The sequence below is a fragment of the Rhizobium sp. FKL33 genome, from assembly GCF_005222915.1.
Classification (GTDB): domain Bacteria; phylum Pseudomonadota; class Alphaproteobacteria; order Rhizobiales; family Rhizobiaceae; genus Rhizobium_E.
Genome location: NZ_STFX01000005.1, coordinates 38,783 through 54,337 on the forward strand (window position 1 = coordinate 38,783; position 15,555 = coordinate 54,337).

Here is a 15,555-nt window from a genome sequence, read left to right on the forward strand (position 1 = left end):
ATGAGACGATTGCGACATTATCTTCTCAACAGGAAAGGCAGCACGGCGATCGAATTCGCGATCCTCGCCCTGCCCTTCATCGTCATCATCCTAGCGATCATCGAAATCGCGCTGATGTTCTTCGTCGATTCGGCGCTCGATTCCGCCGTTCACAAAGCGGTTCGGCAGGTGCGGGTCGGAACGGCGAAGTCCGGCAACTGGAACATCAGCAATTTCAAGACGGCGATCTGCTCGGATTTGTCCTATTCCTTTTCCTGCTCGGCCAATCTTCTGGTGCGCGTCACCGTGATCACCGACATGAATTCGGTAACCAAGGTCAATCCGTCCTCGGGCGGCGTCCTGAATGTCACCGAAACCTTCAATATCGGCAGCGCCGGCGATTATGTGCTGGTCCAGGCCTTCCTGCCCTGGGATCCGACGCTCAAGCTCTACACGTTCGCCTCAGGCCGCCTGAACGACGGGCGTTACGTGCTGGGCGCCGCAGACCTCTTCAAGAACGAGCCCTTCTGATGCCGGAACCGCGAGCGAAGAGAACCATGCCCTCGATCGTCCAGCGCTTCCGCAAGGACCGCTCGGGCGTCTCGGCGATCGAATTCGTGCTGATCTTCCCGATTCTTGTGGCGCTGCTCGCCGGCACGGTGGATTTCGGCCAGGCCTTGATGGTGTCGCGCAAGATGAACCAGATCGTCTCGACGCTCGGCGACATGATCGCCCAGAAATCGAGCTGGACGACGTCGGAAGCCAACGCGATCATTACCGGCACGACCACGATCATCCTGCCGTTTTCGACCACCAACCTGAAGATCAAGCTCGCCGTGGTCGACGTCGCCTCCGACTTGTCGACCAAGGTCAATTGGGGCCTCGCCTACCAGGATACAGCCCCGTCCAAGAATGGCGCTTCGCCGGTCACGGTGCCGACCACCATCGCGCAATCGGGCGTCCAGCTCGTAACGGTTGTGGCCACCTATCAATTGACCACGCCATTTTCGAGTTTGCTGCAGCCTGTAACCGGGGTCTCGACCTATAATTACAGCAAGACCTACATCATGCGGCCGCGCGTGAAGGATACGATCACGCTCGACTGACCAGCAGAATCAGGCCTTCTTTTCCCAGCGACCATCATTGTTCTGCTGCCAGTAGGACAATTGCCCGCCGTCTGCTTTCAGCTTCTTCCACTGTGCGCGGGCATGCGCCAATTGCGCATCGTCGTGACCGTCGAACATCAGCACCAGCCGCTCATAGCCGGCGATGTCGTCCGGCGCCGCGCCGTCGACATAAAAGCGAATATGCGCGCGATTAGGATTGCCCGACGAGGAGGTGATGAGGATCGGCTGCTCCTCGGCCATCTCGTCGGCGGCCAACCCATGCGGCAGAAAGCTCTCGGCGCGATAGGTCCAGAGATGCGCATCCAGAGCCGCCTCGCGATCGGCGCTCGTCGTTTGCACGGCGACGCGCCATTTGCGCTCGAGGCTCTTTTCGAGCAGAGGCGGAAGCGCATCCTCGATCCTGGTCTCGGTGAGATGATAGAAGAGAATATCCACGCGTCCGCCCCGCTCTTGACTTGTCAGGCTTCGTAATAGGCCCGGACCAGTTCGTCCAGCAACCGCACGCCGTAGCCCGATCCCCAGGACTGGTTGATCTCGTCGGACGGCGCGCCCATGGCGGTCGAGGCGATGTCGAGATGCGCCCAGGGCGTGGAGCCGACGAAGCGCTTCAGGAACTGCGCCGCCGTGATGGCGCCGGCCTGGCGGCTGCCGCCGGTGTTTTTCATGTCGGCGAAGCGGCTGTCGATCATCTTGTCATACTCACGGCCGAGCGGCATGCGCCACAGGCGTTCGCCGGTGTTGATGCCGGAGATCAGGAGATTGGCGGCGAGCGTGTCGTCATTCGAGAACAGTCCAGCGTGATGGGCGCCGAGCGCCACCCCGATTGCGCCGGTGAGCGTGGCGAGGTTGATCATGAAGGCCGGCTTGAAGCGCTCATTGGTGTACCACAGCGCGTCGCAGAGCACGAGACGGCCTTCGGCGTCGGTGTTGATCACCTCGATCGTCTGGCCGGACATCGACTTGACGATGTCGCCGGGCCGCTGGGCGTTGCCGTCGGGCATGTTCTCCACCAGACCGATCACGCCGACCACATTGACCTTGGCCTTGCGGGCGGCGAGCGTGTGGATGAGGCCGGTGACGGCGGCGGCGCCGCCCATGTCGCCCTTCATGTCCTCCATGCCGGCGGCCGGCTTGATGGAAATGCCGCCGGTGTCGAAGACGACGCCCTTGCCGATGAAGGCGTAGGTCTTGTCTTTCGATTTCCCGCCCTTCCACTGCATCACCACGAGACGCGGCGGACGGACCGAACCCTGCGCCACGCCGAGCAGCGCGCCCATGCCGAGCTTGCGCATGTCCTTTTCGGTCAAGATCTCGATCTCGACGCCGAGCTTTTCGAGCTCTTCGGCCTTGGCGGCGAACTCTTCGGGCCCGAGCACATTGGCCGGCTCGTTGACGAGGTCGCGGGCGAGAATCACGCCGCCCGCCACCGCCTCGGTGGTTTCGAAGGCCTTCTTGGCGGCGGAATGCGATGCAGTGACCAGGGTGATCTTGGCGAGCTTGTCGCCGCCGTTGCCGTTGTCCTCGGCGTCGTCCTTCTTGGTCTTGTAGCGATCGAAGCGATAGGCGCGCAGCAGCATGCCCAGCGCAAAATCGGCGGCGTTCATGGCCGTCGTCTCATGATCCGGAACGTCGAGGAAAACGGAGGCCTTCTCCGCGCCCCCGAGCGCCGCGGCGACGACGCCGCCCGCCTTGACCCAATCCTGCTGACCGAATTCGCCTTTGGCGCCCAAGCCGATCACCAGCAGTCTGTCCACGGCGGAGCCTTCGGGGGCGAGCAGGTCGAGTTTGCCGAATTTCTTGCCCTTGAAACGCGCGGTCTTGGCGGCCTTGGCGATCACGCCTGCGGGATCGAGATCCTCTGGCGCGGATGTCGGCCCCTCATCCGAAAACCTGAGAACGACGGCGACGCCGCCCGCCACCTTGGCCGAGCGGGAGAAAGAAATATCGAGACGCGAAGACATTCGCAGCACCTTTTTCATGACGAGTATCGATTCTGATCTTGGACAAGGTCAGCCGCAATGCAAGCATAAGCCTGCTGCGTCTGTCATATTCATGTTACTAATATGGGAGACCGTCCGCCTCAAAACGCGCCAGGAAGATCATGACGCCCGAGGACCATGAAAGAAATGCCCTGTCCTACACCTTGCTCGCGCTCGTGGCGGCAGTGGTGACGCTCGGCGTCTTTCACGCCTTTCCCGGCCTCGATCTGGCGGCCGCGAAACTGTTCTGCCACGCTTACGCGCCTGGGGACGCGATGTTCGCGGGCCGCTACTGTCCGGGCTTTCCAGCTCAGGATGACTGGCGATTGAGGGCAGTTCGGAAAGTCCTGTTCTATCTGCCACCGATGGCCGCCACTCTCTTCGCAGTCGACATGCTCTATAGACGAGCGGTCACCCCTCCCTGGCTCTGTCGTGGTTATCGCCTGGAAGCGATGGCGCTCCTGGCCTATCTGGCTGTTCCGATTTGCCTCGTGAACGGCGTCTTCAAAGAATATTCCGGGCGTCCGAGACCCTATGATACGACTTTGTTCGGCGGTGATCTGAATTTCGTTTCTGTCGCTGATTTCACTGGCGCCTGCACCCGCAACTGTTCGTTCGTATCCGGCGAAGCAGCTGCGGCGGGCTGGCTGCTGGGCGTCGCCCTCATTCTCCCGTCCCGATACTCATTGCTTCGCCTTGCGTTGATCGTCGCGTCGATCGTCACCCCCGTCCTGCGGGTCGCGATGGGCGGGCACTATCTGTCCGATGCGTTGCTCGGCTGGCTGGCGGGCGCGATTTCATTGCCATTGATGATGGTCGCCTCGAGCGCCTTGAAAAGGCCTCGGATGCAAGTGATCAAAAGCCGGACTTGATCGCCACAGGCAAAAGTGCGAAATCGCTGGACCGGGGTCCGCGTGGAGCCCACGAAAACAGTCATGCGGATCCTGGATGTATCTGATCGAGACCTACATCTTCGGGCGAGTGTTTCGGATGTTCCTGTCCGCGCTTGCGCCGGTTCTGGCCATCATCTGGGCCACACAGGTGCTCGGCCGGATCAACCTGGTGACGGATAGCGGCCAGTCGATCGGCTCATTCGCGTTGCTGGCTCTCTATATCCTGCCCAACATCATCCCGGTGGTGCTGCCTTTCGCGGTGATCATTGCGGTGGCGCAGACCTTCCATGCGATGAACAATGATTCGGAATTGCCGGTGCTCGATGCCGCCGGCATGCCCAGACGCTATCTCTACCGTCCGGTTCTGGTGCTGACGTCGCTCCTCTGCATCGTCTCTTTCTCGATCGACAATTTCGTCGAACCCGTCACTCGCCTCGGCATGCGAAAGACCATAGCGGCGACCTATGCCGACCTCCTGTCCTCGGTGATCGAGGAAAAGGCCTTCCGCAAGATCGACGATGGTCTCTATGTGCAGATCTCGGAACGGGTGAAGGGCCGCGTGCTGCGCGGGCTGTTCGTGGCGGATTCGCGCGATCCCCGCTACGAAATGCTCTACTACGCCCGTGAAGGCGCGGTCGATCCGAACGGCGGCACGTTGATCATGAAAGACGGCGAGATTCACCGCAAGGCCCCGGCCGGCAGCGCGTCCATCATTCATTTCGATTCCTATTCCTTCGACCTGTCCGACCTGTCGGAATCCAAGGGCGAAGCAAAATTGAGGGCGGCCGATCGCGATCTGCCATTCCTCCTCAACCCCGACGTCAACGACGCCGACTACAAGAGCGATCCGGCGAGTTATCAGGCGGAACTGCATCGTCGGCTGACGGACTGGTTTTACCCGGTCACCTTCGCCTTGATGGCGCTGGCGTTGGCGGGCAGCGCCCATTCGCATCGCGAACGCAAGGTGCACCCGCTGCTGCCGGCGCTCATCTTCGCCTTCGCTTTCCGTTGGGGAGCATTCTATTTCGCCAACCGCATCGAAAATGGCGGCCAGCCCTGGCAACTCTATGCCTTCGCGGGCTCGATCACCGTCATCCTGATTCTCGTGATCTTCCGTTCGGGCAGACGGCTCGGCCGCCGCGGCTCAATGATCGACGGGTGCGAAACGCTCATTCGCCGGCATCTGCGCCGCGGCGATACGGAGGGAGCCTCCCCATGATGACCGGCACCCTATTCCGCTATTTTCTCAAGCGGCATCTCACCACGATCATGTGGTTCCTTCTCGGTATCGCCGCGCTGGTCTTTCTTCTCGACTTTGTGGAGAATTCGGGGCTTCGGGGCGCGGTTCCAGGCTTCACCCTCGTGGACGCCCTGTTCCTGACGCTGATCCGCGTTCCCTCGATTCTTCAGCAAACGATTCCCTTCGTCATGCTGCTGGCCGGCATGACGACGTTGGTCGCGCTCAACCGCCGCCAGGAAATGGTGGTGACCCGCGCAGCCGGCGTTTCCGTGTGGCAATTCATGACGCCTTTCGTGATGGGCGCGCTGATTACAGGTCTTCTTGCCCTGTTCGCGCTCAATCCGATTGCGGCGGCAGGCATGCGGATGGCCGAAGACATCGAATCGGCGGCCAAGGCGGCCAAACATCTCAACCGCAAGACCCAGATCATTCCCTGGCTGCGCCAGATCACCGCCGACGACGATGTAATCATCGGGGCGCAGACGGTGGAGGAGCGCGGCACGCTGCTCATCGATCCGGTGTTCATCCACTTCGGCGCCGACCGCCGAATCGTTCTTAGACAGGACGCGGCGAGCGCGAGATTGAAAGATGGTTACTGGCTGCTTAACAAGGTTTCGGAAACCAGGCCGGGGCAAATACCGGTTGTTCTCGAAACGGCGCGGGTCAGCACCAATTTGAAACAGGAATTCATCCAGCAGCGCATGGCGCGTCCGGAAACCGTTAGTTTTCTTGGCCTTCCCGGTCAGATCGCGGCCGCCAAGTCCTTCGGCGTTTCAACCAATGCGTTAGAAACCCAGTTTCATTCGCTGCTTTCGCTGCCATTTCTCATGGTGGCGATGACGCTCATTTCGGCAACAGTTTCACTGAAATTCTCTAGGTTTAACCAGAGTCAGAGCATGATTTTCGGTGGCGTGATGGCGGGCTTCGTGCTTTATGTCGTCTCCGTGCTTGTGAAGGCGTTTGGAAGCAGCGGCGTCGTGCCGCCTTTCGTGGCGGCCTGGGTTCCCGTGGTCGTCGCGCTGTTTCTAGGAACGACGCTTTTGTTGCATCAGGAGGATGGTTAGTGGCGGCAGTCGACCGCAAGGTTATGCGTTGGTTGGGAGCAGCCCTCATGTCCGGGGTGGCGAGCCTGTGCTTTGGCTTGCCCGCTGTGGCGCCCGCCTATGCGCAATCGCCGGAGGAGGACAAGAAGCCTCTTCTCTTGACCGCAAATCAACTGATTTACGACCGCGATCAGAACAAGGTGATCGCCGTCGGCGGCGTGCAGATCGATTACGGCGGCTACAAGCTGGTCGCCAAGCGCGTCGAATATAACCAGAAGACCAAGCGGGTGATGGCGATCGGCGACATCGAGATGATCGAGCCGACCGGAAACCGCGTCTATGCCGACAACCTCGACGTCACCGACGATTTCGCCAATGGCTTCATTGATACGATCCGGATCGAGACGACCGACGACACGCGCCTCGTCGCCCGCAAGGGCCGGAGAATCAACGCCGACGAACTGGTGCTGGAAAAAGGCGTCTACACGGCCTGCCAGCCCTGCAAGGATCATCCGGAAAAGCCGCCGCTCTGGCAGGTCAAGGCGGAGCGCGTCATCCAGAACGGCAAGACCCACACGGTCCGGCTCGAGAACGCCCGTTTCGAACTGTTCGGCAAGCCGATCGCCTGGGCGCCGGTGCTCGAACTGCCTGATCCCACAGTGAAGCGGAAGTCCGGCTTCCTGTTCCCGCGGATGAGCACGTCGCAGAATCTCGGCTTCGGCATGTCCATTCCCTATTACCAGACGATCACGCCGCATATGGATGCGACGCTGACGGTGACGGGGTACACGGCGCAGGGCGCCCTGGTGGACGCGGAAATTCGTAACCAGTTCAAATACGGCCTGCACACGCTGCATATCGCCGGCATCAACCAGATGGACAAGGGCCGCTTCACCGACGGCACCACCGACGCCCAGGAAGACACCCGCCTGGCCGTCTCGTCCAAGGCCGATTTCAAGATCAATCCGCGCTGGGCCTTCGGCTGGGACGCGTTGATCCAATCCGACAACAACTTCGCCCGCACCTATTCCCTGTTCGACGCGGATGAGACGACCCATACAAACCAAATCTATCTGACGGGTCTCGGTCGTCGTAATTCTTTTGACATGCGCTCGTTCTACTTCGATGTGCAGGACGCCGATCCGGAAAACAAAGAAGAGAAGAAGCAGGCCGTTGTTCATCCGGTCGTCGATTACACCTACATCAATCCCGAACCGATCCTGGGCGGGCAGCTCTCGGCTACCGTCAATTTTCAGAGCCTGACGCGGACCACCACGGATCGCGTCCGGACGCTTGACGGCATCGACGTTCCTGATCGCTATCAGGGCGTTGCCGGAAGCTCAAACCGCTTCACCACCGAGACGGAATGGAAGCGCACGTTTGTGGTTCCCGGCGGGCTTCTGCTCACGCCGCTTCTCGCTGCGCGGGGTGACGGCTTCTATCTCGACACCAACAATGTGTCGTCGAGCTATTCGGGCAATTACTATAACGGAAGCGACGCAGGCCGCGCCATGCTGACAGCTGGCCTCGAGGCGCGCTATCCGGTTCTCGTGACCACTGCGAATGCGAGCCACGTGTTCGAACCGATCGCGCAGGTCTATGCCCGTCCGGATGAACGACTGGCTGGCCGTCTCCCGAACGAAGACGCCCAGAGTTTCGTCTTCGACGCATCGAACCTGTTCGAGCGCGACAAGTTTTCGGGTTATGACCGGGTCGAAGGCGGCACGCGCGCCAATTACGGTCTGCGTTACACCGGCACATTCGACAGCGGCTATGTGCTGCGCGGCATTTTCGGCCAATCCTATCAGATCGCCGGAAAGAACTCTTTCGACTCGCATGACCTCGTCAATGTCGGCGCAAATTCGGGTCTCGAGACCAGAGCCTCCGACCTCGTCGGCTCCGTCGGCGTCGAAGCGCCAATGGGCGTGACGGCGTCGTTCAGCGGCCGGTTCGACCACAAGAGCTTCGAGATCCAGCGGACCGACTCGACCCTGGGCTACAACAGCAAGAAGCTTCAGACCGAGCTGACCTATACCCAGATCGCTGCTCAGCCGAAATACGGCTATCCGACCGAGGGACAGGAAATCCAGTCGACCACCGCCGTCAAGCTCAAGGACTTCTGGTCCGTCTACGGCTCGGCAACCTGGGACCTGAAGGCGAATGTGTTGAGCAAGCGCACCTTCGGCTTCTCCTATGACGACAGCTGCACCGTCTTCGAGGTCGGCATTAGCCAGACACGCGACCCAGACGACAAGACGGCGAACGATTGGTCGATCGGCGCTCGGCTCAGCTTCCGGACGCTCGGCGACATCAATGTCGGCGATTCCAACACTCCGAAGTTCAATTGACATTGTTTTGCCTCATGGAATGTGCAATTCCATCGTCCCGCAGGAATTGCCGCGAGAGCATGTGGCTTGAGAGGTGGAGGATGATGATGACGTTGACCCGTTTTCGTTCGCTGGTCGCGGGCGCCGTGATTTTCGCCCTGTCGGCGGCTCTGGCCCCGGAGCCGGTGATGGCTGCTGGCGACGGCGTGGCCGCAATCGTGAACGGCACCGTGATCACCGACACCGATGTCGCCAAGCGCGCCGCCTTTCTTCGGCTGCGACGCGCGCCTGGCGCCGGCACGAAAAGCGCTCGCGAAGAACTGATCAACGAAACGCTGATGCGCAATGAAATCATTCGCGTCGGCGCCTCGGTGAGCACGGATGACGTCGACGCGGCCTTCGCCCGTTTCGCCAATGGCAACAAAATGACCCCGCAGCAACTCACCCAAATCCTCAGCAAGGCGGGTGTGACGGCGGAGCATTTCAAGGCCTATATCGGCATCCAGATGAGCTGGCCGCGCACGGTCAACGCCCGCTATGGCGTCAACGGCCAGATGAGCGCCCAGGATTTCATCGGCCGCCTGCAGAAGGACAACGGCAAGAAGCCGGTGACCAACGAATATATCCTGCAACAGGTGATCTTCGTCATTCCGGCTTCCAAGAAGGGTGCTATCACAGGCAAGCGCAAATCCGAAGCCGAGGCCTCACGCAAGCAGTATCCGGGCTGCGCAGGCGGCAAGGCTTTTGCCGCGACGATGCGCGATGTGTCGATCCGGGACATCGGTCGTGTGCTGGAGCCGCAGCTGCCGGCCGCCTGGAAGGAAGATCTGCTGAAAGCCTCTGTCGGCGGCACCACTCGCCCGCAGGTCACCGATCGCGGCGTTGAATACATCGCCGTCTGCAAGAAACGGCAGGTGTCGGACGATTTCGCGGCGCAGATTGTCTATCAGGCCGAGGATCTGGAAAAGGCTGAGAAACAGGGCAAAGACCCCAACAGCGTCAAATATCTCGACGAACTCCGCAAGCGCGCGCAAATCGAGCTTCGCTGACATGACGAAAGCGGGACCGGTTCCTCTCGCCCTGACCCAGGGCGATCCCGCCGGCATCGGCCCCGACATCGCGCTCGCCGCATGGCGCGAACGCAAGAGCGCATTACTTTCCCCCTTCGTTTATATCGGCGATCCCGGCGTTCTCGCCGAACGCGCGGCTCTGCTGGGCATCGACGCGCCCATCCGTGAATGCGACGTCAAGCATGCGATCGGCTTGTTTGCCGATGTGCTTCCCGTTCTGCCGGTCGCGGCGGGCTGCACAGTCCAGGCCGGAAGGCCTGACAGCGCCAGCGCCACGGGCACGATCGGCGCAATCGAGACTGCAGTGGAGCTAACGCTCGCTGGCCGTACATCAGCCGTCGTCACCTGCCCGATCGCCAAGTCGGTGCTCTATGACGCCGGCTTCGCTTTTCCGGGCCATACCGAATTCCTCGCCGATCTCGCCGCCCGAGCCCTCGGCGACCCCGTGACGCCGGTGATGATGATCGCCGGGCCGGAATTGCGCACGGTGCCGGTGACTATCCATATCCCGCTGAAGGATGTGCCCGCCGCGCTAACGGAAGATCTGGTCTACGAGACGGCGATCATCACCGCCCGCGATCTGCAGAGCCGTTTCGGCATTGCCGCGCCCCGGCTTGCGCTGTCCGGTCTCAACCCGCATGCCGGCGAAGACGGCGCGCTCGGCGCCGAGGATGCCGCCGTCATCGCCCCGGCGATCGCCCGGCTGAGGGCCGAGGGCGTCGACGTGGTCGGACCCCTGCCTGCCGACACGATGTTCCACAAGGCGGCGCGGGACGCCTATGACGTGGCGATCTGCATGTATCACGACCAGGCGCTGATCCCGGCCAAGGCGCTCGGCTTCGACGACGGCGTCAATGTCACCCTCGGCCTGCCTTTCATCCGCACCTCGCCCGATCACGGCACGGCCTTCTCGCTGGCCGGGACGGGCAAGGCGCGGGCGTCCAGCCTGATCGCAGCCCTGCGCATGGCCGCCGACATGGCCTCCGAAGGACATGACCATGGCCGCGCTTGACGGATTGCCGCCGCTGCGCGACGTGATCGCGCGCCACGGCCTGGACGCCAAGAAGGCGCTCGGCCAGAATTTCCTGCTCGATCTCAACATCACCCAGAAGGTCGCCCGCGCCGCCGGCAAGCTCGACGACGCCGTGGTGGTGGAAATCGGCCCCGGCCCCGGCGGGCTCACCCGCGCCTTGCTCGCGCTCGGCGCCCGCAAGGTGGTCGCCGTGGAGCGTGACGAACGTTGCCTTCCGGCGCTCGCCGAGATCGCCGCGCACTATCCCGGCCGATTGACCGTGGTCTCGGGCGACGCGCTCGAAACGGACATTGCCCAGTTCGCCGAAGACGGCCTGGCGCTGAAGGTGGTGGCCAATCTACCTTACAATATCGGCACGCAATTGCTGGTGAACTGGCTGACGGCGGGATGGCCGCCGGTCTGGACGTCGCTGACGCTGATGTTCCAGAAGGAAGTCGGCGAACGCATCGTGGCGGGCCCGGATGACGATCACTATGGCCGCCTCGGCGTGCTCTGCGGCTGGCTGACCTTTTGCGAGATGATGTTCGACCTGCCGCCGCAGGTGTTTTCGCCGCCGCCCAAGGTGACCTCCACCGTGGTGCATCTGGAGCCGCGTAAGACGACCATTCCCTGCGATCTCACCAAGCTCGAGAAAGTCACCGCCGCCGCCTTCGGCCAGCGCCGCAAGATGCTGCGCCAGAGCCTCAAGCCTCTCGGCGGCGAGGCGCTGCTGCAGAAGGCGGGCATCGACGCCTCCCGTCGCGCCGAGACGCTGAGCGTCGAGGAATTCTGCGCCATCGCCAATCTGCTGTAGAACCGGCATGGCGGAAGAAGTCGTTGCTGCAACAACACCGTCTTGTCTGATGGGTTTGAAAAACGCTATGCGCGCCAGCCGCTCGCAGAACATCATGCATTTCGGGATGTAGCCTTCGGGCTTCCTACGGTCGTCAGTCTGCCATTGACAGCCGACAGGGTTCTGCGCACAATTGAAATCAGGTTGATACAGCCTGCTGCTTGCGCCCCTGCCGGGTATGGTGAATGTATCGAGCCGCTGATGGCTCCCTTTGCCCGAACGAACGGGTCAGCAATGCAAGCCCCTGACGCTCTCCGTTCGTTTCAGCAAAGGATATGTCATGCGCGATTTCCGCGATGCCAAAGCTATGGCGAAAACACTACGTGAAGCGCTTCAGACCAGATCTGTCGCCTTAACAAACAGCGAGAGCCAGGAGCTTGTTGCTCGAATTCTTGGCCTCCGAGACTGGAACGTGCTGGCCGCAAGGATTCAGGCGACCCGGTTGCCCGCTCCTTCGGCGCAGGCAAAGATGCCAAATGCCGATTGGACAGGCATACCTGTCGTTCCCCTGCGGGACATGGTGCTCTTTCCGCATATGATCTCGCGGATTTTCGTGGCCCGCGACAAAACCCGCAAGGCTGTAGAACAGGCTCTTGACGGCGATCGGCGCGTCGTCGTTGTCGCTCAGAGACGCGGCGCCGAAGATCGCCCCAACACTCTCGAAGCGCTCTATTCCACGGGCGTGATCGCGAACCTGGTCGATCGCCAGACACAGGTGGATGGCGCGCTCAAGGTTACTGTCTGCGGACTTCAGCGAACAAACATTGTTGACCTGACAGATGGCGACCACCTGGCGGCGGATGTTGCGCCTGTAGAAGAGTTGGAAGGCCGGTCGACCGACGCGACGGCTCTGTCGAGTGCGGTTCTCGACGCCTACCAGACTTATGCGGATGTCGATTTTTCAGCGCTCCCGCACGAATCCAAGGTCCGCCTCGGCCTGCCTTCGATCGGCGATCCCGGTCTGTTGGCCGACACTGTCGCGCCCTTGCTCTCGACCAGCCTCGAGGAGAAGCAGAAATTGCTGGAAACCCGTGACGTGACGGCGCGTCTCAAAAACCTGATCGAACTGATGAGCGCTGGCCGACCCAAAGCTGTCGCGTAAATCTCCTGGCAATCGACGCGACGCCGTCGCCGTCTCGCAAAGCAGTGCCGCCGCAGAACGCCCCAACGAGAGGCTCGGTTTCATGAGGGGAAACTGCGGCGGAAACGTTTTTCCGCACCATAGCGCGCTGGGTATCGCAGCCCCGGCCTTACTCCACCAATGTCTGCACGAAGTCGAAGAGACCGTGCCGGCGGTCGCGGCGGAGCCGTTCGGCTTCGACGATCGCCTTGACCGAGGTGAAGGCGCGGTCGAGGTCATCATTGACGACCACATAGTCATATTCGCGCCAATGAGCGATTTCGGCGCGGGCATTGGCGAGGCGCGTGGCGATGACTTCGGCGCTGTCTTCGGCGCGGCGGTTGAGGCGGCTCTGCAGTTCATCCATGGTCGGCGGCAGGATGAAGATGGAGACGACGTCGGCCGGCATCTTTTCCTGCAATTGCTGCGCGCCCTGCCAGTCGATGTCGAACAGCATGTCGCGGCCCTCGGCCATGGCGTTTTCGGCGGCCTCGCGTGGCGTGCCGTAGAAATTGCCATGCACCTCAGCCCATTCGAGCAGCGAGTCGCTCTGCTTCAGGCGTTCGAATTCCTTGTGGCTGATGAAGTGATAGTGCACGCCCTCGATTTCCGAGGGGCGGCGCTGACGCGTCGTCACGCTCACCGACATCGACATGGTCGGATCGGCTTCCAGCACATTGCGGGCGATGGTGGATTTACCGGCGCCGGACGGAGAAGAAATCACGAGCATCAAACCGCGTCGCGCAATATTGACGACCTTGCCGGCAGTCTTGACCATCTATCACTCCAGATTCTGGACTTGCTCGCGGAATTGATCGATCACGACTTTCAGCTCTATGCCTGCCGCCGTGACGGCCGCGCTGTTGGATTTAGAACAGATCGTGTTCGATTCGCGATTGAATTCTTGGGCGAGGAAATCGAGCTTGCGGCCGACCGGGCCGCCTTTGGCGAGAAGATCGCGCGCCGCGGCGACATGCGCCTTCAACCGGTCGATCTCCTCCCGAACATCGGCCTTCGTCGCCATCAGCGCGACTTCGGCATAGAGCCGGTCGCGATCGAAGCCCTGCGGGCTCTCGAGGAGAGCGGCGATCTGCGCCTCAAGCCGGGCGCGGATCTGGTCGGGGCTGCGCGACGGATCGAGCTCCACCACCAGCGCCAGGCGTTCGATGACGTCGATCTGACCGCCGAGCACGGCGCGCAGGGCCTCGCCTTCCCGCTCGCGCATCATCTTCATCGAGGCGGAGGCCTTGTCGAGACCGGCGAGCACGGCTTGATCCAGCGCTTCGGCGGCGCCTTCGCCTTCATCCTCTTCCTTGAAATCGACGACGCCGCGGATCGACAGAAGCGTATCGAGTTTCAGGGGCGCGGGATCGATGCGGTCGCCCAGCCGTTCACGTAATGCCATGACCGCGTCGAGCGCGGCTTCATTGATCACGGCCTCCACCTTGCCGGCGCCGGCCTGAACAGACAGCGAGGCCTGGATGTTGCCGCGCGCGAACGCCTGTCCGAGATGCCGGCGGACGTCCGCTTCAAGCCGTTCGAGGCCAGGCGGCAGGCGCAGGCGAATATCCAGCCCCTTGCCATTCACCGAGCGCAGTTCCCACGCCCATTGGTAACGACCGATCTGTCCATCCAACCGGGCGAAACCGGTCATGGATTGCAATGTCATGATGACTGCCCCTGCCCTGCTCAGTTCGCGTCCTGCGCCGCATTCGGATCGGCGTCCGCCTCGCCGCCCGCCGCCTTCTGCTTGGCCGCTTCGGCCTCGATCTGCCGCCAGCGGCGCACATTGGCATTGTGGTCGTCCAGCGTCTTGGCGAAAGCATGGCCGCCGGTGCCGTCGGCGACGAAATAGAGATAATCCGTCTTCGAAGGATTGGCGACGGCTTCGAGCGCGGCGCGGCCGGGATTGGCGATCGGCGTCGGCGGCAGGCCCTTGATCACATAGGTGTTGTAGGGCGTTTCCTTGGTCTTGTCCGACTGGGTGATCGGCTTGTCGGCCGGTTTGCCGTCGCCGCCATAGACGCCGTAGATGATCGTCGGGTCGGACTGCAGCCGCATGTTCTTGCGGAGACGGTTGAGGAAGACCGAGGCGACTTGCGGCCGCTCGTCGGCCTTGCCGGTTTCCTTCTCGACGATCGAAGCCAGAACGAGAAGCTGTTCCTTGGTCTCGATCGGCAGATCGCTGTCGCGATGTTTCCAGACCTGATCGATGAGCTTGGCCTGGCTTGCCTGCATCTGCTGCAGAATCGCCTTGCGGTCGCTGCCGCGGGTGAATTTGTAGGTGTCGGGCCTCAGGCTGCCTTCCGGCGGCAGATCGACGGGCAGTTCGCCTTCCAGAACGGGATCGGCGGCGAGGCGCTTGAAGATCTGCTTGACGGTCAGGCCTTCCGGGAAGGTGATCGAATACTGGATCGACTTGCCGGAGCGGAACAGCTCCATCACCTCTTCCATCGAGGCGCCGGCCTTGATCTCGTATTCGCCGTGTCGCATGGCTTCGCCCGCGCCCAGGAACGAGGTGACGCTCTGGAAAATACGGGCCTGCGAGATGATGTTACGGCGTTCGAGCGCGCTGGCGATTTCCTTGACGCCCGCCCCTTCGCGCACGAGGAAGGTCGTGTTGGTTTCGAGCGGACCCCGCGCCTGATATTCGTGAAAGGCGTAATAGACCAGCGCCACGGCGCCGACCGTCGCCAGCGTGATCATGCTCATGACAAAATTGAGGAAGATCACCAGCTGGCTGCGGGCCTCGCGCGACCGCTTGGGCGGCGACGGCACTTTTTCGGGCCGCAACGCCTCATTGGCCGACTGGGGAATGAAACGCCCGCCTGCCTCGCCATTGTCCTGGCGGCCAAACTGACCATTGCTCGTCTGGTTGGGTTCGGTCACCTGATGTCCTCGAATACTGATTC

General features: G+C 61.8%; 15 protein-coding genes. 10 read left to right on the forward strand and 5 right to left on the reverse strand.

The features are described 5' to 3' along the window. On the forward strand, positions 1 to 510 hold the full coding sequence (locus tag E8Q41_RS02760) for a TadE/TadG family type IV pilus assembly protein (protein ID WP_137153984.1): 510 nt from the start codon (positions 1 to 3) through the stop codon (positions 508 to 510). A 26-nt stretch (positions 511 to 536) separates the two neighbouring features. Further along, complete coding sequence (locus tag E8Q41_RS02765; RefSeq protein WP_170976338.1) at positions 537 to 1,085, forward strand: TadE/TadG family type IV pilus assembly protein; 549 nt, start codon at positions 537 to 539, stop codon at positions 1,083 to 1,085. Positions 1,086 to 1,094: 9 nt separating this feature from the next. On the opposite strand, the gene E8Q41_RS02770 is transcribed toward E8Q41_RS02765, so the two are convergent. Together E8Q41_RS02770 and E8Q41_RS02775 are read right to left on the reverse strand one after the other, a co-directional pair. Then, the gene (locus E8Q41_RS02770) at positions 1,095 to 1,541 is read right to left on the reverse strand and encodes a DNA polymerase III subunit chi (RefSeq protein WP_137153986.1); all 447 of its coding nucleotides are present in this window, start codon (positions 1,539 to 1,541) and stop codon (positions 1,095 to 1,097) included. Positions 1,542 to 1,564: 23 nt separating this feature from the next. Then, the gene (locus tag E8Q41_RS02775) at positions 1,565 to 3,067 is read right to left on the reverse strand and encodes a leucyl aminopeptidase (RefSeq protein ID WP_137153987.1); all 1,503 of its coding nucleotides are present in this window, start codon (positions 3,065 to 3,067) and stop codon (positions 1,565 to 1,567) included. Positions 3,068 to 3,207: 140 nt separating this feature from the next. Between E8Q41_RS02775 and E8Q41_RS02780 the strand changes: the two genes are divergently transcribed. The 8 genes from E8Q41_RS02780 (at position 3,208) to E8Q41_RS02815 (ending at position 12,625) form a co-directional block, all read left to right on the forward strand. Beyond that, positions 3,208 to 3,957: a phosphatase PAP2 family protein gene (locus E8Q41_RS02780; protein ID WP_137153988.1), complete on the forward strand. Its 750-nt coding sequence runs from the start codon at positions 3,208 to 3,210 to the stop codon at positions 3,955 to 3,957. A gap of 76 nt (positions 3,958 to 4,033) precedes the next feature. After that, positions 4,034 to 5,197 (forward strand): LptF/LptG family permease, encoded by a 1,164-nt coding sequence (locus tag E8Q41_RS02785; protein WP_137153989.1) that lies wholly within the window; start codon positions 4,034 to 4,036, stop codon positions 5,195 to 5,197. Beyond that, positions 5,194 to 6,282 carry an LPS export ABC transporter permease LptG gene (gene lptG / locus E8Q41_RS02790; RefSeq protein ID WP_137153990.1) on the forward strand — a complete coding sequence of 363 codons (1,089 nt, stop codon included), beginning with the start codon at positions 5,194 to 5,196 and terminating at the stop codon, positions 6,280 to 6,282. Before E8Q41_RS02785 ends, lptG begins: the two co-directional genes overlap by 4 nt. 47 nt (positions 6,283 to 6,329) lie before the next feature. Further along, a complete protein-coding gene (locus E8Q41_RS02795) occupies positions 6,330 to 8,609 on the forward strand; it encodes an LPS-assembly protein LptD (protein WP_246660055.1) in 2,280 nt (759 codons plus the stop codon). Positions 8,610 to 8,695: 86 nt separating this feature from the next. Then, complete coding sequence (locus tag E8Q41_RS02800; protein ID WP_246660056.1) at positions 8,696 to 9,637, forward strand: peptidylprolyl isomerase; 942 nt, start codon at positions 8,696 to 8,698, stop codon at positions 9,635 to 9,637. A 1-nt stretch (position 9,638) separates the two neighbouring features. Continuing rightward, positions 9,639 to 10,670 (forward strand): 4-hydroxythreonine-4-phosphate dehydrogenase PdxA, encoded by a 1,032-nt coding sequence (gene pdxA, locus E8Q41_RS02805; protein ID WP_137153992.1) that lies wholly within the window; start codon positions 9,639 to 9,641, stop codon positions 10,668 to 10,670. Beyond that, positions 10,657 to 11,484 carry a 16S rRNA (adenine(1518)-N(6)/adenine(1519)-N(6))-dimethyltransferase RsmA gene (rsmA, locus tag E8Q41_RS02810; RefSeq protein ID WP_137153993.1) on the forward strand — a complete coding sequence of 276 codons (828 nt, stop codon included), beginning with the start codon at positions 10,657 to 10,659 and terminating at the stop codon, positions 11,482 to 11,484. Before pdxA ends, rsmA begins: the two co-directional genes overlap by 14 nt. Positions 11,485 to 11,803: 319 nt before the next feature. Then, positions 11,804 to 12,625 (forward strand): LON peptidase substrate-binding domain-containing protein, encoded by an 822-nt coding sequence (locus tag E8Q41_RS02815; RefSeq protein WP_137153994.1) that lies wholly within the window; start codon positions 11,804 to 11,806, stop codon positions 12,623 to 12,625. Between the two features lie 148 nt (positions 12,626 to 12,773). Here E8Q41_RS02815 and gmk read toward each other — a convergent pair whose 3' ends face one another. From gmk to mltG, 3 genes are read right to left on the reverse strand one after another with little or no spacing between them, the layout of a single operon-like run. Then, entirely contained in the window at positions 12,774 to 13,421 is a 648-nt protein-coding gene (gmk, locus tag E8Q41_RS02820; protein WP_137153995.1) for a guanylate kinase, read from the reverse strand. Between the two features lie 3 nt (positions 13,422 to 13,424). Next, positions 13,425 to 14,312: a YicC/YloC family endoribonuclease gene (locus tag E8Q41_RS02825; protein ID WP_137153996.1), complete on the reverse strand. Its 888-nt coding sequence runs from the start codon at positions 14,310 to 14,312 to the stop codon at positions 13,425 to 13,427. A gap of 20 nt (positions 14,313 to 14,332) precedes the next feature. Then, on the reverse strand, positions 14,333 to 15,532 hold the full coding sequence (gene mltG, locus E8Q41_RS02830; protein ID WP_137153997.1) for an endolytic transglycosylase MltG: 1,200 nt from the start codon (positions 15,530 to 15,532) through the stop codon (positions 14,333 to 14,335). Positions 15,533 to 15,555 lie beyond the last annotated feature (23 nt).

Bases quoted from the DNA above. Each gene is read 5' to 3' on its own strand.
- E8Q41_RS02760 (WP_137153984.1), top strand. From the start codon at position 1: ATGAGACGATTGCGACATTATCTTCTCAACAGGAAAGGCAGCACGGCG.
- E8Q41_RS02765 (WP_170976338.1), top strand. From the start codon at position 537: ATGCCCTCGATCGTCCAGCGCTTCCGCAAGGACCGCTCGGGCGTCTCG.
- E8Q41_RS02775 (WP_137153987.1), bottom strand. From the start codon at position 3,067: ATGTCTTCGCGTCTCGATATTTCTTTCTCCCGCTCGGCCAAGGTGGCG.
- E8Q41_RS02780 (WP_137153988.1), top strand. From the start codon at position 3,208: ATGACGCCCGAGGACCATGAAAGAAATGCCCTGTCCTACACCTTGCTC.
- E8Q41_RS02785 (WP_137153989.1), top strand. From the start codon at position 4,034: ATGTATCTGATCGAGACCTACATCTTCGGGCGAGTGTTTCGGATGTTC.
- lptG (WP_137153990.1), top strand. From the start codon at position 5,194: ATGATGACCGGCACCCTATTCCGCTATTTTCTCAAGCGGCATCTCACC.
- E8Q41_RS02795 (WP_246660055.1), top strand. From the start codon at position 6,330: ATGTCCGGGGTGGCGAGCCTGTGCTTTGGCTTGCCCGCTGTGGCGCCC.
- E8Q41_RS02800 (WP_246660056.1), top strand. From the start codon at position 8,696: ATGACGTTGACCCGTTTTCGTTCGCTGGTCGCGGGCGCCGTGATTTTC.
- pdxA (WP_137153992.1), top strand. From the start codon at position 9,639: ATGACGAAAGCGGGACCGGTTCCTCTCGCCCTGACCCAGGGCGATCCC.
- rsmA (WP_137153993.1), top strand. From the start codon at position 10,657: ATGGCCGCGCTTGACGGATTGCCGCCGCTGCGCGACGTGATCGCGCGC.
- E8Q41_RS02815 (WP_137153994.1), top strand. From the start codon at position 11,804: ATGCGCGATTTCCGCGATGCCAAAGCTATGGCGAAAACACTACGTGAA.
- gmk (WP_137153995.1), bottom strand. From the start codon at position 13,421: ATGGTCAAGACTGCCGGCAAGGTCGTCAATATTGCGCGACGCGGTTTG.
- E8Q41_RS02825 (WP_137153996.1), bottom strand. From the start codon at position 14,312: ATGACATTGCAATCCATGACCGGTTTCGCCCGGTTGGATGGACAGATC.